The organism is Poseidonocella sedimentorum, assembly GCF_900116005.1.
Classification (GTDB): Bacteria; Pseudomonadota; Alphaproteobacteria; order Rhodobacterales; family Rhodobacteraceae; genus Poseidonocella; species Poseidonocella sedimentorum.
In genome coordinates this window covers 32,638-53,406 of record NZ_FOYI01000011.1, presented here as the reverse complement: position 1 = coordinate 53,406, position 20,769 = coordinate 32,638, and the positions used below count along the sequence as shown (strand labels likewise).

Sequence of the window (20,769 nt, the reverse complement as noted above, 5' to 3'; positions counted from 1 at the left end):
GGCGCTAGTTCTGAAGCGGGGACCACGCCGGATCCGAGGCGCCGCCCGTGGTCGGGATCCGTTGCAGGTTGCGCCCGGAGATATCGACCGAATAGAGGTTTGCCTCGCCGCTCGCGCCGCGCGTTTCGCGGGTGAACATGATGACGCGGCCATTGGGCGACCATGTGGGCCCCTCGTCAAGGAACGAGGCCGTGAGCAGGCGCTCCTCGCTGCCGTCGGTGCGCATCACGCCGATGTGGAAGCGGCCGGTATTTTGCTTGGTGAAGGCGATGTAGTCTCCCCGCGGCGACCAGACCGGCGTGCCGTAGCGGCCCTGCCCGAAACTGATGCGGGTGGCCTCGCCGCCGGTGGCGGGCATGACGTAGAGCTGCTGCGAGCCGCTGCGATCGCTTTCGAACACGATCTGCGCGCCGTCCGGTGAATAGCTCGGCGCGGTCTCGATCGAGGGCGCGCTGGTGAGGCGCTGGCGCGTGCCGGTGGTGAGGTCCAGGGTGAAGAGGTCGGTGTTGCCATCCTGGGTCTGCGAGAAGATCACCGTGCGCCCGTCTGGGGCAAAGCGCGGGGCGAAACTCATGCTGCCCGCCTCGGTGTCGAGAGCCCGGGTGCTGACGCTCGCCACATCGAGCAGGTAGATGCGCGGACGGCCGGAGGAATAGCTGGTGTAGAGCACCCGGTCCCCCGAAGGCGCAAAGCGCGGCGCGAGGACGATGGCCGAGCTGTCGGTCAGGAACTGGGTATTGGCCCCGTCGTAATCCATGATCGCGAGACGCTTCTGGCGGTTGTCCTTGGGGCCGGTCTCGGAGACATAGACGACGCGGCTGTCGAAATAGCCGCCCTCGCCGGTGATCCGGCTGTAGACCACATCGGCGACCTTGTGGCCCATGCGGCGCCAGCTTTCGACCGTGCCCTGAAACTGCAGCCCGCTGCCCATTTCCTGCCCGGCGAACACGTCATGCAGCCGGAAGCGCACGATGAGCGCCGAGCCCTGCACCGCGACCTCGCCCGTCACCAGCGCCTGGGCGTTGACCGCGCGCCAGTCGGGATAGGCCACGGGGGCGTTGAAATCGCTGACCTGGCTGATGAAGGCATCCGGCCCGATGCGGCGGAAGAGCCCGGTCCCGGTCAGATCGGCGGCGACGACCTCGGTGATCTGGCGCGCCACCTCGGCGGCCTGGGGCGTTTCGGGCACGAAGGCGGGCGCCGCGAAAGGCACCGGCTCGATCACCCCTTCGGTAATCTCGATGCGCAGCGGGCCGCCTTGCGCCAGCACGGGCAGGGCAAGGCAGCAGGCCAGCAGGACGCTCAGGATTCGGATCATCACAATCTCCGCATTTTCTCGGGGTCGAATACCATCTCGATACTCTTCCAAAGATCATATTGTTGTGGGGGCAGATCGTAGCCCTCGGTGCCGCAGCGCAGGATCGCGCGGCGGGCGGTTTCGAAGGCCTGGCGCGTGGCGTCGCCGCCGCCGCCGCTGGCGCTCACCATGCGGATCGTGTCGGCGATGGGCCGGCCGTCGCGGGCGAACTCGAGCGCCACGATGACCGTGACCCCGAGCGCGTCGGACGAGAGCGAGCCGACGTTCCAGCAGGCGGAGACGGCGAGGCGCAGGCTGTCGGCCTCGGCCTGCGAGAGCGTGGCCGGGGCGTCGGGCGTCGTCCCCGCCCCGCCGAGCGCTTCGGCCAGCGCGGCCGCGACGGCGTCGTCAAAGAGCGGGGCCTCGGGCTCTGCGTCCGGTTCCGGTGCGGGCTCTGGCTCTGGTTCCGGTGTCAGCTCTGGTTCGGGCTCCGGTGTCGGCTCGGGCTCCGCCTCTGCCACGGTCTCGACCGGCGTCTCCTCCGGCTCCGGCGGCACCGGCCGCGATGGACGGGGCAGCGGGCGCGGCGAGGTGGTCGGCGCTGTCTGCGGGCGCTCCTCGGCCTCGGTCACGATCCGGGTGCTGCTCTCCTCCGGGACGGCCGCGTCGCGCGGCTCGGGCGCGGGGGCAGGCTCGGGCGCTTCAACCGGCTCGACGGCCACCTGCGGCACCGGATCGGGATCGGCGGGCGCCTCGGGACGCGGCGCGGGCTCCGGGGCGATCCGCGGCGCGGGGGCCGGCGTGCTCTCAGGCGCGGCCTCGGCGGCCGGATCGGGCAGAGCCTGCGGTTGCTCCGGCGACTGAACCGGTGCGGGCCGGGGTTGCGGTGCGGGCTGAGGCGCGGGTTCTGGCGTGGGCTCGGGTTCTGGCTCGGGTTCTGGCTCGGGGGCAGGCTCCGGCTCGGGCACGGCTTCGGGCTCGGCAGGGGCCTCCGGCGGAGCAGACAAGGCGGTCAGCGCCGCGTAATCCTCTTCGGTGACAAGCGTGGCCGACACGCTGTCAAAGGGCAGCGGATCGGCGTCAAACCCAATGCCCACCAAGAGCCACAGGATCAGCCCGACATGCGCTGCACCGGAGATGTACTGACCGGTCTTCACCGGGGCTCACCCGTCTCGCTCGTCCAGCGTCGGGCCGCCGGTGTCCGTCACCAGCCCCACGTTGGAAAATCCGCCCGCGTTGAGCGCGCCCATCACTTCCATGACATCGGCGTAGGCGATGCCCCCATCCGCGCGCAGGAAGATCCTGTCCCCCTCGCGCTCGTCCGCGATGGCGCGGAGCTTGGCGACGAGTTCGTCGCGCGCGGTTACGGTGTTCTGGATGCTCAGAGTGCCGTCCGCCTCCAGCGTCACGGTCAGCGGCTCCTCGGCATCGGTGGGCAGCGCGTTGGCCGCTGTCTTGGGCAGCTCGACCGGAACGCCCACGGTCAGGAGCGGCGCGGCCACCATGAAGATGATCAGCAGGACCAGCATGACATCGACGAAGGGCGTGACGTTGATCTCCGCCATCGGCTGGGTGCCGCGCCGCCGCCGGCGCGCGCCGCGCCGGTGCCCGCCGCTTGCCCCCTTGATGACCCCCGCGCCCATCTCAGCTGTCCAACTGGCGGCTGAGGATCGTGGCGAACTCATCGGCAAAGGCCTCGTAGCCCGCGATGATCCGGTCACTGTCGGCCGAAAGCTTGTTGTAGAAAATCACCGCCGGGATCGCCGCGAGCAGGCCCAGCCCGGTCGCCAGAAGCGCCTCGGCAATGCCGGGCGCGACGACGGCGAGATTGGTGTTTTGCTGCTCTGCGATTTCGATGAAGGCGTTCATGATGCCCCAGACCGTGCCGAAGAGCCCGATGAAAGGCGCGGTGGAGCCGATGGTCGCCAGCACCGGCAGGCCGCGTTGCAGCGTCTCGGCCTCCTTGGCGATGGCCACGTCCATGTTGCGGTCGATCCGCAGGGAGGCGCCGGGGATGAGCGCGCCGTCGTTCCGGTGCGAGCGGCCCCATTCGATCATGCCCGCGGCAAAGACCTTGTCGGGGCTGCCCTTCGGCTCGGGCCCTAGCTTTTCGAAAAGCTCGTCCAGCGGCTCGCCGGACCAGAAGGCACGATCAAACTTCGCGGCTTCGGCGCGGGCGCGGCGATAGTCGATGATCTTCTGCACGATGATCGACCAGGACCAGAAGGAGGCGAGGATCAACAGGATCATCACCAGCTTGACGGTAATCGTTGCGCGCGCAAAAAGCGCCCACATGGAGAAATCGATCTCCTGCGCGAGACCAAGGGTTTCCGCTTCCATTGCCTGCTCTTCTCCGTTCGGCCCTCTTGTCGGGGTTCGACCTGTTCAGGCGCTCTTTTACCCCAAGCGCAGCCCCAACACCAACACCATCCATAACCCCGCCGGACACGAAGAGTTGCGAATTACTGCAATTGTTGGCGGATATTCGCCGGAAGCCGGGCCGGCTGGCCCTCCGTGCTCATGCAAACGACGACAACCTCGGCCTCGAAGAGCGCCTCGCCATCGCGCAGGATCTTCTGGTGCATCACCAGCCGGGCCGGGGTCAGACGGGCAAGAGTGGTCTCGACCACGAGCTCCTCGTCGAAATGGGCCGATTTGAGGTAATCGGCCTCGATCCGCCGGACCGCGAAGACAAGCCCCTCCTCATCGCGCAGGGCCATCTGGTCGATCCCGAGGCCCCGGACCCAATCGCTCCGCGCCCGCTCGATATAGCGCAGGTAATTGGCGTAATAGACGATCCCGGCCATGTCGGTGTCTTCGTAGTAAACGCGGATCGGAAAACGGTGCATCGGTGGTCCTTTTCGTCTTACCGCCGCGTGCGCGAGACCTTGCGGTCCTTCGAGGCGGTTTTCTTCTTGGCGCGCGCGAGCTTGCGTTTCGAGGGGCCCGCGCCTTTGGATTTGCCGCCACCGCGCCGCCCGCCACCGCCGAACCCGCCGCGAAACCCGTCGCCCTTGGGCATCGTCTCGCCCTCGACACTCAGGAGCTCGAAAGCCAGCCCGCCGGTGACCGGCGCGGCTTCCTTGAGCTTGACGGTGACCCGCTGACCGAGCCGCAGGACGCGGCCGCTGTCGGCGCCCATGAGCGTGCCAGCATCGGCGTCGAAGTGGAAATACTCCCGCCCGATCGTGCTCACCGGGACCAGCCCGTCCGCCCCGGTCTCGTCAAGCTTGACGAAGAGGCCGAACTTGACCACGCCGCTGATCGTCCCCTCGAATTCCGCGCCGAGACGGTCCGACAGGAAGGCCGCGAGATAGCGATCGGTCGTGTCCCGCTCGGCCATCATCGAGCGCCGCTCGGTGCTGGATATGTGTTCCGCCGTGCGCTCCAGCCCGTCGATTTCCTGCGGCGAGAGCCCGTCGTCGCCCCAGCCATGGGCCGAGATCAGCGCCCGGTGCACGATCAGATCCGCGTAGCGCCGGATCGGCGAGGTGAAATGCGCGTAGCTCGCCAGCGAGAGCCCGAAATGGCCTAGATGCACCGGCGAATAATAGGCTTGCGTCATCGAGCGCAGGGTCGCGAGGTTGATCAGCTCGGCATTGTCGCCCCCCGCCGCATCGGCCAGCAGACGGTTGAGATGCGCGGTCTTGAGGACCTGCCCCTTGGCGAGGGTGAGGCCCGCGGCGCCGGCGGTCTCGCGCAGGCTGTCGAGCTTTTCCGGTGAGGGCTCCTCGTGGACGCGGAAGAGCAGCGGACTTTTCTTGCGGATCAGCGTCTGCGCCGCGCAGACATTGGCCGTGACCATGAACTCCTCGATGAGCCGGTGCGCGTCCAGCCGGTCGCGGAAATTCACCGAGGCGACCTTGCCGTCTTCGGTCAGCTCGATGCGCCGTTCCGGCAGGTCCAGATCGAGCGGCTGGCGGCGGTGGCGCGCCTTGGCCAACGCCTCGTAGCAGGCATAGAGCGGCTTGATCACGTCGTCGAGCAGCGGTGCGGTGCGGTCGTTCGGCGCGCCGTCGATCGCCTCCTGCACCTCCTGATAGTTCAGTGAGGCGGGCGAGCGCATGAGCCCGCGCAGGAACCGGTGCGAGAGCACCTCGCCCTCGCTGTCGATGCGGACGCGCAGGGCGATACAGGCGCGCGGCACCCCCTCGTGCAGCGAGCACAGATCGCCCGAGAGACGGTCCGGCAGCATCGGCACCACGCGGTCGGGGAAGTAGCTCGAATTGCCCCGCTTGCGCGCCTCGCGGTCCAGTTCGGTTCCGGGCCGGACGTAGTGGGCGACATCGGCGATGGCGACCCAGAGCACGTGCCCGCCCTTGTTGCCCGGCTCGCTGTCGGGCTCGGCGAAACAGGCGTCGTCATGGTCGCGCGCGTCGGCCGGGTCGATGGTCACGAGCGGCATCTCGCGCAGATCCTCGCGCCCCTTGAGGCCGGCGGGTTTGAGCCGGTCGGCCTCGGCGATGACCGCGTCGGGGAAGCTGTCGGGGATACCGTGTTCGTGGATGGCGATGAGCGAGACGGCCCGGGGCGCCGAAGGATCGCCCAGCCGGTTCACGATGCGCGCGCGCGGCAGGCCCATCCGCCCCTTGGGCCCGGCCTGTTCGGCCTCAACCAACTCGCCGTCTTTGGCCCCGCCGGTCGCCCCGGCTGCGACGGTCCAGTCCTTGTCCGAGCCCTTCTCGATCGGCTTGATCCGCCCGCCTTCGGCACCTTCGCGGAAAATCCCGAGGATCATGCGCGGGTTGGTCCCGATGCGGCGGATGAGCCGCGCTTCATAGTGGTGATCCGGGGCCTGCACCTGCGTCAGCCGCGCAAGGATCCGGTCGCCCTCGCCAAGCGCGGGGTCCGAGGCGCGCGCCACGAAGAGCACGACCGGCTCGACCCCCTCGCCCTGCCACTCCATCGGCCGCGCCAGAAGCTCGCCATCGGGCGTCTGGCCGTTGATCTGCAGGACCGACACCGGCGGCAAGCGGTCCGGGTCGCGGTAGGTCTTCTTGCGCTTTTCAAGGTGCCCCTCGTCCTCAAGCTCTCGCAACAGGCGCTTGAGATCGATCCGCGCGGCGCCCTTGATCCCGAAGGCCTTGGCAATGTCGCGTTTGGAGGTTTGGGTCGGGTTGGCGGCGATCCAGTCGAGGATCTGCTCGCGTGTCGGCATCTGGCTCATAGGCGCTCGGTACCACGGCGCGGCGGAGGCGTCATGCGCAAAACGCCCAAGGCCGCTTCAGGCGCGAAGGTCAGCCGCCGTATCCACATCGCGCAGCGTGTCGACGAGCGCCACGGAGGCATCGCCGAGCGTCGCGCGGCTGTCAGCGAGGGCGTGGGGCGAGCTCCAGCGCACCCCCTCGAAGAGCCCGGCGGGGACCGCGCGCGTGCGCTTCAACCCGACCAGCCAATAGCCGCCATCAAGCGCCGGGCCGAACACCGCGTCGCGCGCCCCGAGCGCGGCGAAAGCGCGCGCGATATGGGGCCTGTCGATCCCCGGGACATCCGCGCCGATGATGCAAACGGGCCCGGGCGGCAGGCTCCGGAAAACCCGCCCCATCCGATCGCCCAGCGAGCCATCGCCCTGTGGGATGCGGGGCAGATCGCCGGGCCACTGCGCGCTCCGACGGCCGGCGTGCGGCGCGACGGCGAGCATAAGCTCCCACCGCGGATCGCGCAGCCGGCGCAGGAGCGCCGAGCTTTGATGCCGAAACCACTGCGCCGCCTCGATCATGCCGATCTCCCGCCCCAGCCGGGTCTTGACCCGCCCCGGCCGCGGCTCCTTGAGCATCACGACAAGGCGCGGGCGGCGGTCAGGCGAAATAGCGGGCAAGGCAGCGGCTGTAGATGCGTTTCAGCGCGTGGATGTGGTCGATCTCGACGCATTCATCGACCTGATGCATCGTCCGGCCCACAAGGCCAAACTCGACCACCGGGCAGTGATCCTTGACGAAGCGCGCGTCCGAGGTGCCGCCCGAGGTGGAGAGCTCCGGCGCGCGGCCGGTCTCGGCCTCCACGGCGGCGGCGACGAGATCGGAGAGCGGGCCCGGCGGGGTCAGGAAGCTCTCGCCCGAGACCTTGACCTCGCAGGCAATCCCCACGCCGGTGTCCTCGGCGACCCGCGCCGCCTCGGCCCGCAGCCAATCCGTGAGGCTGGCGCCGCTGTGGGCGTCGTTGAAGCGGATGTTGAGCGTCGCGCGGCATTCGGCGGGGATCACATTGGTCGCCGGATTGCCCGTGTCCATCGTGACGACCGCGAGGGTCGAGGCATCGAAATGCTCCGTCCCCTGATCGAGCTCTTGGCCCGCGAAATGCGCCATCAGCTGCGCCATCGCGTGACAGGGGTTCCTGGCCCGATGCGGATAGGCCGCATGGCCCTGTACGCCGCGAAAGGTGAAATGGGCATTGAGCGACCCGCGCCGCCCGATCTTCATCATCTCGCCCATCTCGGCAGGGCAGGTCGGCTCGCCCACGAGGCAGACCGACATCGCCTCCCCCGCCTCCGCCATCCAGTCGAGGAGCGCGACGGTCCCGTCCGTCGCGTCGCCCTCCTCATCGCCGGTGATCGCCAGCAGGATCGCGCCGTCGGACGGGGTCTCTCGCACGAAATCAACCGCCGCGGCGGCAAAGGCGGCCACACCGCTTTTCATGTCGGTCGCGCCGCGTCCAAAGAGCACGCCGCCCACGACCTCCGCCCCGAAGGGCGCGTGTGTCCAGGCCGCCGCGTCACCCACGGGGACCACGTCCGTATGGCCATTGAAGCCAAAGCTGCGCGCATGGCCCTTCGCGCCCCAGCGGGCAAAGAGGTTCGCCGTCCCGGCCCGATCGACGCGGTGGCATTCGAACCCCGCGCCCTCCAGCAGCCCCTGAAGCAGCACCAGCGCGCCGCCCTCCTCCGGCGTGACCGAGGGGCAGCGGACCAGATCGGCGGTCAGGGCGACCGGATCGACGGGGCTATGCTCGGGCGCGCTCATGTCGGGAAAATCGGATCCATCTGGGCCACGATAACGGAGTTTTCGGCCAAGGCCCGCTCCATGAGTTCGGCCTCTTCCGCGCCGATCTCATGGCCCTGTGCCTCGCGTTCGGCCCGGGTCCCGTAGCCGGTCACGTCAAGCGGCGCGAGCTCGGCCTGCTTGAGGATCGCCACGGTCTCGCGCACGGCTTCGGCCTCATCCACACCGCTGGCATAGCACAGCATCGCCGCCCCGGTTGCCTCCTCTGGCAACCCGTCGCCCGCGCGCCGACCCACCTCCACCAGCAGGGTATAGACCTCCTGCCGTTTGGGTTTCTTTGCCTTGCTCTCACTCATGCCGTACCATCCCGAAAAATCGGGGCCAGAGGTGCGCCGAGCGCGGCGTGAAGTCAAGGAGAGAGCGGCGATGCGGCGGATCAAGGACATGGTGGCCGAGGCCAATGCGGAGGTGGCCCATGCCCCGGCGGGGGAGCTGATCGGGCTGCACGGGGCGGAGGACGTGACCTTCGTCGACCTGCGCGATCCGCGCGAGCTGGAGCGCGAGGGGCGTATCCCGGGCGCGTTTCACTGCCCGCGCGGGATGCTCGAATTCTGGATCGACCCCGAAAGCCCCTACGCCAAGCCCCAGTTCCAGAGCGGCCATCGCTTTGTCTTCTACTGCGCCTCGGGCTGGCGCTCGGCCCTGGCCGCCAAGACGGCGCAGGACATGGGATTGCCCCGCGTGAGCCACGTCTCGGACGGCTTCTCCGGCTGGAAAGCGGCGGGCGGGCCGGTCGCCGAGGGGCGCGGCTAGCCCCTCGGAAAGCCAAGAGCCGTCAGAGCGGAGAAATCACGAAAGCGCGGAAATCGTTGACATTGGTCAGCGTGGGCCCCGGGACGATCTGGTCGCCGAGGGTCCCGAAGAACCGGTGCGCGTCGTTGATGGCGAGCGCCGCGTCCGGATCGGCCCCCACCGCGCGCGCCTTGTCCAGCGTCTCCGGCCCGGCGATCGCACCGGCCACCTCGGCCGCCCCGTCTACGCCGTCGGTGTCGCAGGCGAGCACGTGGATGCCCGGCTGGCCACCGAGCGCCCGCGCCGCCGCCAGAACGAACTCCGCGTTGGGCCCGCCAACCCCGTCGCCGCGGCGCGTCACGGTGCATTCGCCCCCCGAAAGCAGCACGACCGGCGCATCCCCCGGTGCGAGCCCGGCCTGAATCTCCAGCGCCGCCTTGGCCTGCCCGGCGGCCAGATCGCGCGCCTCGCCCTCCAGATCATCCCCCAGAAGCCGCACCGTCGCGCCCGCCGCCTCGGCCACCCGGGCGGCGGCCTCCAGCGATTGTGAGGGCGCGGAAATCACCCGGTTCTCGACCGTCGAAAGCCGATCATCCCCCGGCGCCAGCGGCAGGGGCGCGCCATCCAGCACAGCCTCGGCGGAGGCCGGCAGCGCGATGCCATACTGCGCAACGATCCGGCGCGCGTCCTCGACCGTCCCGGCCCGACTCACGGTCGGACCAGAGGCGATCAGCGCGGGATCGTCGCCCGGCACATCGGAAATCATCAGGCTGAGCATTGTCGCGGGGTAGGCGCGCGCGGCGAGCTGCCCCCCTTTCACCCGGCTGAGATGCTGGCGCACGACGTTCATCGACCCGATCGGCGCGCCGCTGGCCAATAGCGCCGCATTGACCGCCTGTTTCTCCGCAAGCGTGACCCCCTCGGCCGGCGCACAGAGCAGCGCCGAGCCGCCGCCGGAAATCAGGCAAAGCACGAAATCATCCGGGCCAACCGTGTCGAGCAACTCGAACAGGCGCTCCGTCGCCGCAACGCCCGCCGCATCCGGGACCGGGTGCGCGGCCTCGACGATCTCGATCCCGACGCAGGGCCGGGCATAGCCATAGCGCGTCAGCACCAGCCCGTCGCAGGGGCCCCAGGCGCTCTCGACCGCTTCGGCCATCCGCGCGGAGGCCTTGCCCGCGCCGATCACGACAACCCGCCCGTCGGGTTTGGGCGGCAGCGCGGCGGGGATGGTGATCATCGGATCCGCCGCCGCAACCGCGGCATCGAACATCGCGCGCAAAAGCGCCTCGGGGGTCTGGGGCAAACGCGGCCTCCCTTTCGTGTCGGTTTCGTGCCTGTGTAAACGGTGCGCCGGCACAGTAGCGCGCGCGCGGGCGCAGGGAAAGCACCGCAGATGCCGCAGGGGGCGCGCCGCGCGTGTGACGCAAAGCGCGGTGATCAAAAAGAAAAAGCGCGAAAGGTTGCCCTTCGCGCTTTGCCTGTTCGGGATCCGGGTTTCCTCGCCCGGGGCCGCGGTTTACTTGACCGGTATCGGGCCGATCATCATGACCATCTGGCGGCCTTCCATCCTCGGCATATTCTCGATCTTGCCGATTTCCTTGACGTCTTCGGCCACCCGCTCCAGCAGGTTGCGGCCAAGGTTCTGGTGGGCCATTTCCCGGCCGCGGAACCGCAGCGTGACCTTCACCTTGTCGCCGTTCTCAAGAAACTTCATCACGTTGCGCATCTTGACGCCGTAGTCATGCACATCCGTGTTGGGCCGGAACTTGACCTCTTTGACCTCGATGGTCTTCTGTTTCTTGCGCGCTTCGCTCTCGCGTTTCTGCTGCTCGTACTTGAACTTGCCGAAGTCCATGATCTTGCAGACGGGCGGGTTGGCGTTGGGCGAGATCTCGACCAGGTCGAGCCCGACCTCTTCAGCCATTTCCATCGCTCTTGCGGGATGAACGACACCAACATTTTCCCCCTCGGCGCCGATCAGGCGAATCTCGGGGGCTCGGATCTTGTCATTTACGCGCGGTCCGGTGTCTCTTGTTGGCGGCGCGTTGTGCGGTCTGCGGGCTATGGTTCGGCTCCTTGAGCTGTTGCGGGACGTTGGGCCGGGAAAATAGTCATGCGCGCGGGCCGGTTCAAGCAACAATCAGCCGTTTGACACATTTAGACCGCGCGGGCCTTTCAGTTCCCGGCCAGTGGTGTACATCTTGCGCCATGATTGGAGCATTCGGCGCGAAGCGCCTGTCATGGCTCCGACCGGTTAACAAGGAATCACCCGATGCGTAATCTTCTCTGGATCATAGTCGCTGCCGCAGTGTTGTTGGGCGGCTACTACCTCTTCACCGGGCAGACGCCCCAGGATGTGGCCGAATCAGTCGCCGAATCGGAGATCGTGCAGGAGGCTGCCGACGGCATGGGCTCTGCCGCCGACGCGGTCGGCGAAGCCGCGACCGAGGTTGGCGATGCGGTGAGCGAGGTGGCAACGGAGGCCGTCGAAGGCGCGGCCGATCTGGTGGACGGGGCCGCCGACGCGCTGGACGGCGCGATGACCGAGACCGAGGAAGCGCTCGGCGATCTCGGCGAGGATGCGAGCAACGCCTTTGCCGACACGACGCAGAACGCCAGCGATGCGGTGAATGCCTCCGGCGAGATGGTGCAGGAAATCACCGACGACGCGATGGAGTCGGCAGATGACGCCGCCGCAGGGCTCTCCGAGGCGACGGCGGAGGCGGTCGATGGCACGACAGAGGCGATGACCGAAGCGGGCGACGCGGCTGAAGAAATGGCCGACGAGGCGACGGCAGCGGCAACCGAATCCGCCGCTGAGGCGACGGAGGCGGCGGGCGATGCCGTCGAGGGTCTGGCCGACGAGATCACCGAGGCGACCGATGCGGCCACGGAGACAGCCGACGAAGCGACGCAACGCGCGACCGAGTCCGCCGCCGAGGCAACGGAAGCGGGGGGCGATGCGATCGAAGGCGTCGCCGATGAGATCACCGAGGCGACGGAAGCGGCAACCGATACGGCCGAGACCGTGACCGAAGAGGCCATGGAAACCGACGCGGCTGTCGAGGCAGAAGCCACAGCGGACACCGAGGTGGACACGGGCGCCGAGGCCGGTGAGGCCACGCTGGACGAGGCGCTCTCTCCCGAAGGGTTCAACTTCGACACGGTCGCAGAGGCGATCCAGGACTCCGATCTTGGCGCGCTGCAAAAGACCGCGCTGACCGCCGCGCTGGACAGCGTGCGCGACGATCCCGCCAAGCTCGGCGAGATCCTGAGCCAGGTCCGCGAGGCGCTCGGCCTCTGAGCGCCCGGACACACACCCCAAAAGAGAAAGGGCCGCGCGATTGCGTGGCCCTTTTTCGTCTGGGCCAAGGCCCCTCTGTCGCAGAGCTCAGTCGAGCGGAGCGATCTCGGCAAAAGCGTTGCGCAGCGCGCCGGACCATGCCTCGCTCATCTGATCGAACCCGCTGTCGTTCTGTTCGATGCGCCGCTGATAGCTGATCCGCAAAGCGCCCTCCTCGATCACCACCATATCGAGCGGCATCCCGACCGAGAGGTTGGAGCGCAAGGTGCTGTCCATCGACAGAAGCACGGCCTTCTGCGCTTCCGCGAGCGAGGTCTGCGGCGTGATCACCCGATCGAGGATCGGCTTGCCGTATTTATGCTCGCCGATCTGGAGGAAGGGCGTGTCGGCCGTGGCCTCGATGAAATTCCCCTCCGGATAGATGAGGAACATCCGCATCGGCCCGCCCTTGCGTTGCCCGGCGAGGATCATCGAGGCCGAGGCCCCCTGCCCCATGCGGTCGAGCTTGGTCGCCACCTCGGCGGACACATCCGAGAGCATCCGCCCGACGATATCGGCCACCCCGAGCATCGTCGGCGCCTTCATGATCGACGTGGTCTGATCGCTGTCGGGGTTCTCGATCGCATCGGTGAGCCGCGCGAGCGTCGTCTGCGTGACCGAGAGGCTGCCCGCGGTCATGATCGCGATGACCCGATCCCCCGGCTCCTCAAAGGTGAACATCTTCCGGTACGTTGAAATGTTGTCGAGCCCGGCATTCGTGCGTGTATCTGACAACAGCACCATTCCGGCGTCCAACAGCAGACCCACACAATATGTCATGCTCTTTCCTCAGCATTGATAAGACTGGAGGCAGCTAGGCCGGCGCGGCGGCGAAATCAAGTGAGGGGAGCCTGCGATTTCCGGTCTGGGGCGTTATTGTTGCTGGAACTGCTCCTGCGCGGCGACGGTCACGCGCACGTTGAGGTCCTCGGAGGCCGCGCCGCTCGCGATGCCGCGGATTGGCGCCGCGTAAAGGGAATCGAGCCCCGAGCCGAGCCGGACGTAGCGCTCATCAGGGCAGCAGCCGTTGGCCGCGTCGAACCCGACCCAGCCCAGACCGCCGATGAACACCTCCGCCCAGGCATGGGAGGCCTCGTGCGGGGCGCCGTCCTCGCGGGCGTGCAGGTAGCCGGAGACGTAGCGCGCGGGGATCCCGGCGATGTGGCACAGCGCGATGAGCGTGTGGGCGTGGTCCTGGCAAACGCCCTTGCCAAGCGCGAGTGCTTCGGCGGCGGTGGTGTGGGGCTCGGTCTCGCCGAGCGCATATTCGATCGCTTCGGCGACACAGGCCGCGAGTTTGTGGGCCCGGTCGAGGGGGCCCGCCTCCTCCATGCCCTCCAGCGCCTCTTCGCAGAGCGTCCTGAGCGCCGCGTCCGGGTAGGTCTGCTGGGTGTGGCGCAGGTAGGCGGCGGGCACGGAGCGCTCCTTGAACCCCCGCAACACGCCCGAGGTATCGGCGGTCTCGACAAGACCGCTCACCGTGATTGCGAATTCCTCAACGGGTGTGCGCCAGGTGACGGTGCTGATCCGGTCGCCGGCCGCGTCACAGTAGCTCGCGCCCACCACGCCGCCATCGGTGTCGACCTTCCACGAAAGCACGTTTTGCCCCTCGAAACTTCCCGGCCAGAGGCGATGGGCCTGAATCACGCCGCGCACCGGCGCATCGAAGCGGTAGCGGGTCTCGTGTTCGATCCTGAGCTTCATGCCTCTGCCCCCCCGAGATAGGCGCTCTGGACCGCGCGGGCGAGGTCCTCGTTGGCCACCATGAACCGCATGAGAAACTCGTGCAGCCCCTCTTCGAAAATATCCTCGACCTGCCCCTCGGCCAACTCGCCCACGATCTCGCGCACCTTCTGCTGCGCCTCCGTGCTCTTGCCATAGCCGCGGGCCAGATGGTCGAGATGGTCGGCGGTCTTCATGCTGCAGGTCAGGAGCGAGCGCGGGAAAAGCTGGTTGAAGATCAGGAAATGCGCGATCTTGGCCGGGCTGAGCTCGCCATCATAGGTCCAGATGAAGGATCGGTGCGCCGACATCGCGCGCAAGAGCGTGACCCACTGGTAGTTGTCGAGCCCCGAGCCGACATAGCGCATCGACGGCAGCAGCACGTAGTATTTCACGTTGAGCAGCCGCGCGGTGTTGTCGGCGCGTTCGATGGCCATGCCGATGTTGAGGAAGTGATAGCCGTCGTTTCTCAGCTGGGCGATTTCGATCGAACCGCGGATCTCGGCGCAGACCTTCATCGTCCAGTCGATGAGATCGCTCATCGACAACTGGCTGCGCTCGGTCCGGCTCATTTCCTTGAGATCCTGAAAGGCGGTGTTGATCGCATCCCAGAGCCGCACGGTCATCGCGGTGCGCACCACCCGCGCGTTTTCCCGCACCGCCCCGATACAGGAGGCGATGGAGGAGGGGTTCGACTGGTCGAAAAAGAGGAATGTCTCGACGTTGCGCTGGCCGGTGTCGGAGTATTTTTCCGAAAACGCCTCGAAGGTGCCCATGGCCTGAAGCACGGCTTCCCATTCGTTGCGGTGCCCGCCGGTGGTGTTGGGCAACAGCGCGTTGCGCCCGCCCACTTCCATCAGCCGCGCGGCGGTTTCGGCCCGCTCCAGATAGCGGCCCAGCCAGTAGAGATGTCCTGCGGTCCTGCTCAGCATGTCGTTACTCCGCCATGACCCAAGTATCCTTGACGCCGCCGCCCTGCGATGAGTTCACCACGAGCGAGCCCTCGGTGAGCGCCACCCGCGTGAGCCCGCCGGGGACAAGCTCGATCTTCTCGCCCATGAGGCAATAGGGCCGCAGATCCACGTGCCGCGGTGCGATCCCCTCCTCGACGAAGGTCGGGCAGGTCGAGAGCGCGAGCGTCGGCTGAGCGATGTACCCCCCGGGGTTGTCCTCGATCTTGGCGCGGAAGGCCTCGATCTGGCTCTTGCTCGACTTCGGCCCCACCAGCATCCCGTAGCCGCCGGACCCGTGCACCTCCTTGACCACCAGCTCGGGCAGGTTCTCCAGCACGTATTTGCGGTCATCGGCCTTGCCGCACTGGAAGGTCGGCACGTTTTCGAGGATCGGCTCCTCGCCGAGATAAAAGCGGATCATTTCGGGCACATAGACGTAAATCGCCTTGTCATCGGCCACGCCCGCGCCGGGGGCGGAACAGATCGTCACCCCGCCGGAGAGATAGACCGACATCAGCCCCGGCACGCCGAGCATCGAGTCTGGCCGGAAGCAGAGCGGATCGATGAAGGCATCGTCCAGCCGGCGATAGATCACGTCGACCTTCTTGGGCCCTTCGGTGGTCTTCATGTAGACGAAATCGCCCTCCACGAAGAGATCCTGCCCCTCGACAAGCTCGACCCCCATCATGTCGGCGAGGAAGGTGTGCTCGTAGTAGGCGGAGTTGAAATGCCCGGGCGTGAGGACGACGACGCGGGGCTCGTGATCGCATTTCTGCGGCGCGACGGAGGCCAGAGTGGATTTCAGCGCATTGGGATAGTGATCGACCGGCGCGATGCGGTTCTTGACGAAGAGGTCGGGGAACATGCGCATCATGATTTCCCGGTTCTCCAGCATGTAGGAGACGCCGGAGGGCGTGCGGCAATTGTCCTCCAGCACGTAGAACTGGTCCGGACCGGTGCGCACGAGGTCAATCCCGACGATATGGCTGAAGACGCTTTTCGGCGGGCGGAAGCCGTGAACCGCGATCTCGAAAGCCTCGTTGCGATAGACCAGATCGGCCGGAATGCGCCCGGCCTTCACGATCTCGCCCCGGTCATAGACATCCGACAGGAACATGTTGAGCGCCTGCGCGCGCTGCTTGATGCCGCGCTCCAGCTTGCGCCATTCGCCGAAGGTGAAGACGCGCGGAAACATGTCGAACGGGATCAGCCGCTCCGGATCGCCGCCCTCGCCATAGACGGCGAAGGTGATGCCGATGCGGCGGAAGAGCGCCTCGGCCTCATGCTGTTTGATGTTGCGGATCCCGGACGGCATGGTGCGGTGCCAGTCATCGAGGCGCTTGTAGGGCGCTCGAATCCCTCCGGTGTCGCTCATTTCATCGAAATAGACTGGGGGGGTCTTTGTATTCATATGCACTCCCTTCGTGCCGAGAGAACCACCTGACGCACGCGGGTGCAATGGCCCGCACCAAATTCATTACGCGCGTTGATTCCGGCCGGGGTCAAGACGCCGATCTTCTGTGCAGGCGCAGGGCCTTGGCCATGGCTCATCCCCTGTGAGCCAAGGTTGCCTTAACGGCACTTTGCCAGCCGTCGTAGAGCCGGGTGCGCTCCGCGGCCTCCATGCTGGGGTCGAACCGGCGGGCGGCCTCCCATTGCGCGGCGAAGCCGTCCATCCCCGGATAGAGCCCCGCCCGCTGGCCCGCGAGCCATGCGGCGCCGAGCGCGGTCGTCTCCAGCACGCGGGGCCGGTCCACCGGCGCGCCGAGGATGTCGGCGAGGAACTGCATCGTCCAGTCCGAGGCGCTCATGCCGCCGTCCACCCGCAGCACCGCCTCGCCGCCCACGTCCTGCCAGTCGGCGCGCATCGCCTCCAGCAGATCGCGGGTCTGGAAGCCGACGCTGCGCAGCGCCGCGCGCGACAGCTCTTTGGGCCCGGTGCCGCGCGTGAGGCCGAACATCGCGCCGCGGCAATCAGCATCCCAATAGGGCGCCCCGAGCCCGGTGAAGGCGGGCACGAGGATCACCTCCTGCGCCGGGTCCGCGGCTTCGGCGAGCGGCTGCGTCTCGGAGGCCGAGCCGATGATCCCCAGCCCGTCACGCAGCCATTGGACCACCGCGCCGGCGATGAAGATCGACCCTTCGAGCGCATAGGTCGGCTTGCCGTCGAACTGGTAGGCGATGGTGGTCAGGAGCCGGTTGGACGAGGTCACCGGCGTCTCGCCGGTGTTGAGCAGCGCAAAACAGCCGGTCCCGTAGGTCGATTTCATCATGCCCGGCTTGAAACAGGCCTGCCCGACGGTCGCCGCCTGCTGGTCGCCGGCAACGCCGAGGATGGGCAGCGCGGCGCCGAAATGCTCCGCGTCCGTCACCCCGAAATCGGCCGAGCTGTCGAGCACCTCGGGCAGCATCGAGAGCGGGATGTCCAGTAGCGCGCAGATCTCCGCGCTCCATTCGCCCTTGCGGATGTCATAGAGCATGGTGCGCGCGGCGTTTGTGGCGTCGGTCACGTGGCGCTTGCCCCCGGTCAGATGCCAGATCAGCCAGCTGTCGACCGTGCCGAAGGCCAGATGCCCCGCCCGCGCCGCCTCGCGCGCGCCATCCACCTCGTCGAGGATCCACTTGAGCTTGGTGCCCGAGAAATAGGGATCGAGCAGCAGCCCGGTGGTATCGGCGATGAGCGACTCGTGCCCGTCCTCCTTCAGCGCGCGGCAGATTGCCGAGGTGCGCCGGTCCTGCCAGACGATGGCGCGGTGCAGCGGTTTGCCGTTGCGCCGATCCCAGACGACCGTGGTCTCGCGCTGGTTGGTGATGCCGATCCCGGCGATCTCGCCCGCGCCGACGCCTGTCTGCTCCAGCACTGCCCGGCAGGTTCGGCGCACGGTCTCCCACAGGTCCATCGCCTCATGCTCGACCCAGCCGCTGTCGGGGAAATACTGTTGAAATTCCTCCTGCGTGGAGCCCGCAATCCCCATCGCGCCGTCAAACAGGATCGCCCGGCTCGATGTCGTGCCCTGATCGATTGCCAGAATATGCCCCATGGACAGCTCTCCCCCGAATATCTTGCCGGAACGACACTGCCCACCTTCGTGCGGAAGGTCAAACGGCTCTGGCGTGGCTCAGGAGATCAGCCGCCCTCGCCCGCCGTGGCGGCGCGCGTGATCCGCATGCGGCGGATGAGGGCGAGCAGGAAAATCGCGGTGAGGATCAACACGATGGTCGGCGCCGGCGCGCTGTCGAGAAAGAAGCTGAGGTAGGTCCCGGCGAGCATCGCTGTGAGGCAGATGACGACCGAGGCCACCAGCATCTGCCCGAAGCTGCGCACGATGAGAAAGGCGATTGCGCCCGGCGCGATCAGCAGGCCGATCGCAAGGATGAGCCCCGCCGCGGAGAGCGTCGCGACGATGGTCAGCGAGAGCGCCGAGAGCAGCCCGTAATGCAGCCACCCGGTCCGCAGGCCCGAGGCGCGCGCCTGCGCCGGATCGAAGCTCTGGAGCAGCAGATCCTTCCAGAAGAGCAGGAGCCCGGCGCTGACCACGGCGGCAATCGCCCCGGCGGTCAGCAGATCCTGCGGCCCGACGCCGAGCATGTTGCCAAAGAGGATATGATCGAGATGCGCGTCGCTCTCGACGGCGACGAAGAGCACGATGCCGATCCCGAACATGCCCGAGAAGACCACGCCCATCACCGTGTCGGGTTTCACCCGGCTGTTCTGCGCCAGATAGCCGCTTGCCACCGAGCAGAACATGCCCGCGGCAAAGGCCCCGATCATCAGCGGAATGCCGAGGATGTAGGCCAGCACGATGCCGGGCAGGATCGCATGGCTCACCGCATCGCCCATCAGCGCCCAGCCCCGCACCACAAGGAAACACGACAGCAGCGCCGTCGGCACCGACACGATGAGCGAGATCAGGAAGGCGTTCTGCATGAAGCCGAACTGGAAGGGCAGCAGCGCCGCGTCGATCATCGCGCCGGCCCCCGGGCAAGAGCCTCGGCGGCGCGGGCCCGCGATGCGAGGAGCCCGTGTTTGGGCGCGAGCAGGAAGGCGGCGAGGAAGACCAGCGTCTGGAGCGTGACGATCACGCCGCCCGTCGCCCCGTCGAGGAAGTAGCTGAAATAGGCCCCGAAGAAACTCGTCGTCGCGCCGATGGCGACCGAGGTCAGGATGAGTCGCGCGAACCGGTCGCAGAGCAGATAGGCCGTCGCGCCCGGCGTGACGACCATGGCGATGACGAGAAAGGCCCCGACCGTCTGCATCGCCGCGACGATACAGGCCGACAACAGGACGAAGAACACCGCCTTGAGCCGCTCGGGGCGCAGCCCGATGGAGCGCGCGTGCGCCTCGTCGAAGAAGACGACCATGAGATCGCGCCATTTCAGCACGAGCACGGTCAGCGAGACGCCCGCGATCACCAGAAGCTGCGCCGTGTCGGCGGGCGAGATGGCGAGGATGTTGCCCATGGTGATGGCCTGCACGTCGATCGAGGTGGGGCTCACCGAAATCATGAAGAGGCCGAGCCCGAAGAAGGCGGTGAAGATCAGGCCGATGATCACGTCGATCTTGAGGCCCGAACGTTCGGAGAGAAAGAGCATCGCCCCCGCCGCGAGCCCGCCCGCGATGAAGGCGCCAAGCGCAAACGGCAACCCGAGCATGTAGGCCCCGGCCACCCCGGGCACGACCGAATGCGAGAGCGCGTCGCCGATGAGCGACCAGCCCTTGAGCATCAGATACGCCGACAGAAACGCGCAAACCCCGCCCACCAGCGCCGAGACGAGCATCGCGTTGGTCATGTAGCTGTAGGCGAAGGGCTCCAGCAGTGTCACGCGCCGCCCTCACGCGTATGGGTCCGGTCGCCGTACTGGACGAAGGGCCGCTCGTCATCGGTCAGGATCATGACCGCGCGGGCGTCCTCGTCATCGTGCAGATCGGTGCCGCCGAGGGTGAACTGCCGCAAGACCCCGCCGAAGGCCTGGGCGAGGTTCTCGGGCGTGAAGGTTGTCTCCGTCGGCCCATAGGCCAGCACCGTGCCGCGCATCAGGACCGTGCGGTCGCAGAACTCGGGCACCGAGCCGAGGTTGTGGGTCGAGACCAACATGACGCGCCCTTCATCCCGCAGATCGCGCAGCAGCGCGACGATCTGATCTTCGGTCTTGACGTCCACCCCGGTAAACGGCTCATCGAGCAGGATCACCTGCCCGTCCTGCGCCAGGGCGCGCGCGAGAAAGACACGCTTGCGCTGGCCGCCCGAGAGCTCGCCGATCTGACGCTTGCGATAATCGAGCATGTTGACGCGGTCGAGCGCCGCCTCGACCGCCTCGTGATCGGCTTTGCGGGGGCGGCGCAGAAAGCCCATGCGCCCGTAGCGGCCCATCATCACCACGTCCTCGACCAGCACCGGGAAGGCCCAGTCGACGTCCTCCGATTGCGGCACATAGGCCACGAGGTTCTCACGCAGCGCGGTCTTCACATCGCGGCCCAGCAGGGAAATATCCCCGCTGGCGACCGGGACAAACCCCATGATCGCCTTGAAAAGCGTCGATTTACCGGCGCCGTTGATGCCGACAAGAGCCGTCACGGTGCCGCGCGGGATCTCGAAACTGGCGTCGGTGAGCGCGGTGTGACCGTTGCGATAGGTGACGGTGAGGCCCCGCGCACGGATGCCGCTGCCGGGGCCACCCTCGGCGCTTTGCGTGGTCGGGTCTTCGGCTAGATCTCGCATG

General features: G+C 67.5%; 21 protein-coding genes. 2 read left to right on the top strand and 19 right to left on the bottom strand.

The genetic code is table 11. The features are described from left to right. Window positions 1-4: 4 nt before the first annotated feature. The 9 genes from tolB to BM353_RS13675 all read right to left on the bottom strand — a co-directional run bounded on the left by tolB (window position 5) and on the right by BM353_RS13675 (window position 8,591). The gene (tolB, locus tag BM353_RS13725; RefSeq protein WP_092081844.1) at window positions 5-1,318 is read right to left on the bottom strand and encodes a Tol-Pal system beta propeller repeat protein TolB; all 1,314 of its coding nucleotides are present in this window, start codon (window positions 1,316-1,318) and stop codon (window positions 5-7) included. Next, window positions 1,318-2,454, bottom strand: coding sequence for an energy transducer TonB (locus BM353_RS16970; protein ID WP_177220558.1), 1,137 nt, complete (start codon window positions 2,452-2,454; stop codon window positions 1,318-1,320). The genes tolB and BM353_RS16970 overlap by 1 nt, the downstream gene beginning before the upstream one ends. A gap of 6 nt (window positions 2,455-2,460) precedes the next feature. Further along, complete coding sequence (gene tolR, locus BM353_RS13705) at window positions 2,461-2,940, bottom strand: protein TolR (RefSeq protein ID WP_092081840.1); 480 nt, start codon at window positions 2,938-2,940, stop codon at window positions 2,461-2,463. Window position 2,941: 1 nt separating this feature from the next. Continuing rightward, window positions 2,942-3,637, bottom strand: a complete 696-nt coding sequence (gene tolQ, locus BM353_RS13700) for a protein TolQ (RefSeq protein ID WP_092081838.1) — start codon at window positions 3,635-3,637, stop codon at window positions 2,942-2,944. 122 nt (window positions 3,638-3,759) lie between these two features. Next, window positions 3,760-4,146 carry a tol-pal system-associated acyl-CoA thioesterase gene (gene ybgC / locus BM353_RS13695; protein WP_092081836.1) on the bottom strand — a complete coding sequence of 129 codons (387 nt, stop codon included), beginning with the start codon at window positions 4,144-4,146 and terminating at the stop codon, window positions 3,760-3,762. Between the two features lie 17 nt (window positions 4,147-4,163). Beyond that, on the bottom strand, window positions 4,164-6,464 hold the full coding sequence (gene rnr / locus BM353_RS13690) for a ribonuclease R (RefSeq protein ID WP_092081834.1): 2,301 nt from the start codon (window positions 6,462-6,464) through the stop codon (window positions 4,164-4,166). A gap of 57 nt (window positions 6,465-6,521) precedes the next feature. Beyond that, window positions 6,522-7,073, bottom strand: a complete 552-nt coding sequence (locus tag BM353_RS13685) for a TIGR04282 family arsenosugar biosynthesis glycosyltransferase (protein ID WP_092081832.1) — start codon at window positions 7,071-7,073, stop codon at window positions 6,522-6,524. A gap of 22 nt (window positions 7,074-7,095) precedes the next feature. Continuing rightward, window positions 7,096-8,256 carry a succinyl-diaminopimelate desuccinylase gene (gene dapE / locus BM353_RS13680; RefSeq protein ID WP_092081830.1) on the bottom strand — a complete coding sequence of 387 codons (1,161 nt, stop codon included), beginning with the start codon at window positions 8,254-8,256 and terminating at the stop codon, window positions 7,096-7,098. Continuing rightward, window positions 8,253-8,591 (bottom strand): hypothetical protein, encoded by a 339-nt coding sequence (locus BM353_RS13675; protein WP_092081828.1) that lies wholly within the window; start codon window positions 8,589-8,591, stop codon window positions 8,253-8,255. The genes dapE and BM353_RS13675 overlap by 4 nt, the downstream gene beginning before the upstream one ends. A gap of 70 nt (window positions 8,592-8,661) precedes the next feature. On the opposite strand from BM353_RS13675, the gene BM353_RS13670 reads away from it, so the two are divergent. After that, entirely contained in the window at window positions 8,662-9,048 is a 387-nt protein-coding gene (locus BM353_RS13670; RefSeq protein ID WP_092081901.1) for a rhodanese-like domain-containing protein, read from the top strand. 22 nt (window positions 9,049-9,070) lie between these two features. Here the strand turns inward: BM353_RS13670 and BM353_RS13665 are convergent, their stop codons facing one another. After that, a complete protein-coding gene (locus BM353_RS13665) occupies window positions 9,071-10,333 on the bottom strand; it encodes a glycerate kinase type-2 family protein (RefSeq protein WP_092081826.1) in 1,263 nt (420 codons plus the stop codon). A gap of 213 nt (window positions 10,334-10,546) precedes the next feature. Continuing rightward, window positions 10,547-11,167 carry a translation initiation factor IF-3 gene (gene infC / locus BM353_RS13660; protein WP_245759657.1) on the bottom strand — a complete coding sequence of 207 codons (621 nt, stop codon included), beginning with the start codon at window positions 11,165-11,167 and terminating at the stop codon, window positions 10,547-10,549. A gap of 135 nt (window positions 11,168-11,302) precedes the next feature. Here infC and BM353_RS13655 point away from each other — a divergent pair, with 135 nt between their 5' ends. Beyond that, the gene (locus BM353_RS13655; protein ID WP_143104172.1) at window positions 11,303-12,334 is read left to right on the top strand and encodes a hypothetical protein; all 1,032 of its coding nucleotides are present in this window, start codon (window positions 11,303-11,305) and stop codon (window positions 12,332-12,334) included. Between the two features lie 87 nt (window positions 12,335-12,421). Here the strand turns inward: BM353_RS13655 and BM353_RS13650 are convergent, their stop codons facing one another. The 8 genes from BM353_RS13650 to BM353_RS13615 form a co-directional block, all read right to left on the bottom strand. Further along, window positions 12,422-13,153 carry a proteasome-type protease gene (locus BM353_RS13650; protein ID WP_092081822.1) on the bottom strand — a complete coding sequence of 244 codons (732 nt, stop codon included), beginning with the start codon at window positions 13,151-13,153 and terminating at the stop codon, window positions 12,422-12,424. Between the two features lie 93 nt (window positions 13,154-13,246). Then, entirely contained in the window at window positions 13,247-14,077 is an 831-nt protein-coding gene (locus BM353_RS13645) for a transglutaminase family protein (protein ID WP_092081820.1), read from the bottom strand. Beyond that, a complete protein-coding gene (locus BM353_RS13640; protein ID WP_092081818.1) occupies window positions 14,074-15,027 on the bottom strand; it encodes an alpha-E domain-containing protein in 954 nt (317 codons plus the stop codon). The genes BM353_RS13645 and BM353_RS13640 overlap by 4 nt, the downstream gene beginning before the upstream one ends. Before the next feature lie 4 nt (window positions 15,028-15,031). Then, window positions 15,032-16,459 (bottom strand): circularly permuted type 2 ATP-grasp protein, encoded by a 1,428-nt coding sequence (locus tag BM353_RS13635; RefSeq protein ID WP_092081816.1) that lies wholly within the window; start codon window positions 16,457-16,459, stop codon window positions 15,032-15,034. Window positions 16,460-16,595: 136 nt separating this feature from the next. Further along, window positions 16,596-18,089 (bottom strand): glycerol kinase GlpK, encoded by a 1,494-nt coding sequence (gene glpK, locus BM353_RS13630; RefSeq protein WP_092081814.1) that lies wholly within the window; start codon window positions 18,087-18,089, stop codon window positions 16,596-16,598. 86 nt (window positions 18,090-18,175) lie between these two features. Then, entirely contained in the window at window positions 18,176-19,015 is an 840-nt protein-coding gene (locus BM353_RS13625) for a metal ABC transporter permease (RefSeq protein ID WP_092081812.1), read from the bottom strand. Then, the gene (locus BM353_RS13620; protein ID WP_092081897.1) at window positions 19,012-19,839 is read right to left on the bottom strand and encodes a metal ABC transporter permease; all 828 of its coding nucleotides are present in this window, start codon (window positions 19,837-19,839) and stop codon (window positions 19,012-19,014) included. The genes BM353_RS13625 and BM353_RS13620 overlap by 4 nt, the downstream gene beginning before the upstream one ends. Window positions 19,840-19,868: 29 nt before the next feature. Then, a complete protein-coding gene (locus tag BM353_RS13615) occupies window positions 19,869-20,768 on the bottom strand; it encodes a manganese/iron ABC transporter ATP-binding protein (RefSeq protein ID WP_092081895.1) in 900 nt (299 codons plus the stop codon). Between the last annotated feature and the right edge of the window lies 1 nt (window position 20,769).

Excerpts from the sequence above, each read along its gene's own strand:
- tolB (WP_092081844.1), bottom strand. The coding sequence starts at position 1,318 with ATGATCCGAATCCTGAGCGTCCTGCTGGCCTGCTGCCTTGCCCTGCCC.
- tolR (WP_092081840.1), bottom strand. The coding sequence starts at position 2,940 with ATGGGCGCGGGGGTCATCAAGGGGGCAAGCGGCGGGCACCGGCGCGGC.
- tolQ (WP_092081838.1), bottom strand. The coding sequence starts at position 3,637 with ATGGAAGCGGAAACCCTTGGTCTCGCGCAGGAGATCGATTTCTCCATG.
- ybgC (WP_092081836.1), bottom strand. The coding sequence starts at position 4,146 with ATGCACCGTTTTCCGATCCGCGTTTACTACGAAGACACCGACATGGCC.
- rnr (WP_092081834.1), bottom strand. The coding sequence starts at position 6,464 with ATGAGCCAGATGCCGACACGCGAGCAGATCCTCGACTGGATCGCCGCC.
- BM353_RS13685 (WP_092081832.1), bottom strand. The coding sequence starts at position 7,073 with ATGCTCAAGGAGCCGCGGCCGGGGCGGGTCAAGACCCGGCTGGGGCGG.
- dapE (WP_092081830.1), bottom strand. The coding sequence starts at position 8,256 with ATGAGCGCGCCCGAGCATAGCCCCGTCGATCCGGTCGCCCTGACCGCC.
- BM353_RS13675 (WP_092081828.1), bottom strand. The coding sequence starts at position 8,591 with ATGAGTGAGAGCAAGGCAAAGAAACCCAAACGGCAGGAGGTCTATACC.
- BM353_RS13670 (WP_092081901.1), top strand. The coding sequence starts at position 8,662 with ATGCGGCGGATCAAGGACATGGTGGCCGAGGCCAATGCGGAGGTGGCC.
- BM353_RS13655 (WP_143104172.1), top strand. The coding sequence starts at position 11,303 with ATGCGTAATCTTCTCTGGATCATAGTCGCTGCCGCAGTGTTGTTGGGC.
- BM353_RS13650 (WP_092081822.1), bottom strand. The coding sequence starts at position 13,153 with ATGACATATTGTGTGGGTCTGCTGTTGGACGCCGGAATGGTGCTGTTG.
- BM353_RS13645 (WP_092081820.1), bottom strand. The coding sequence starts at position 14,077 with ATGAAGCTCAGGATCGAACACGAGACCCGCTACCGCTTCGATGCGCCG.
- BM353_RS13640 (WP_092081818.1), bottom strand. The coding sequence starts at position 15,027 with ATGCTGAGCAGGACCGCAGGACATCTCTACTGGCTGGGCCGCTATCTG.
- BM353_RS13635 (WP_092081816.1), bottom strand. The coding sequence starts at position 16,459 with ATGAATACAAAGACCCCCCCAGTCTATTTCGATGAAATGAGCGACACC.
- glpK (WP_092081814.1), bottom strand. The coding sequence starts at position 18,089 with ATGGGGCATATTCTGGCAATCGATCAGGGCACGACATCGAGCCGGGCG.
- BM353_RS13625 (WP_092081812.1), bottom strand. The coding sequence starts at position 19,015 with ATGATCGACGCGGCGCTGCTGCCCTTCCAGTTCGGCTTCATGCAGAAC.
- BM353_RS13620 (WP_092081897.1), bottom strand. The coding sequence starts at position 19,839 with ATGACCAACGCGATGCTCGTCTCGGCGCTGGTGGGCGGGGTTTGCGCG.
- BM353_RS13615 (WP_092081895.1), bottom strand. The coding sequence starts at position 20,768 with ATGCGAGATCTAGCCGAAGACCCGACCACGCAAAGCGCCGAGGGTGGC.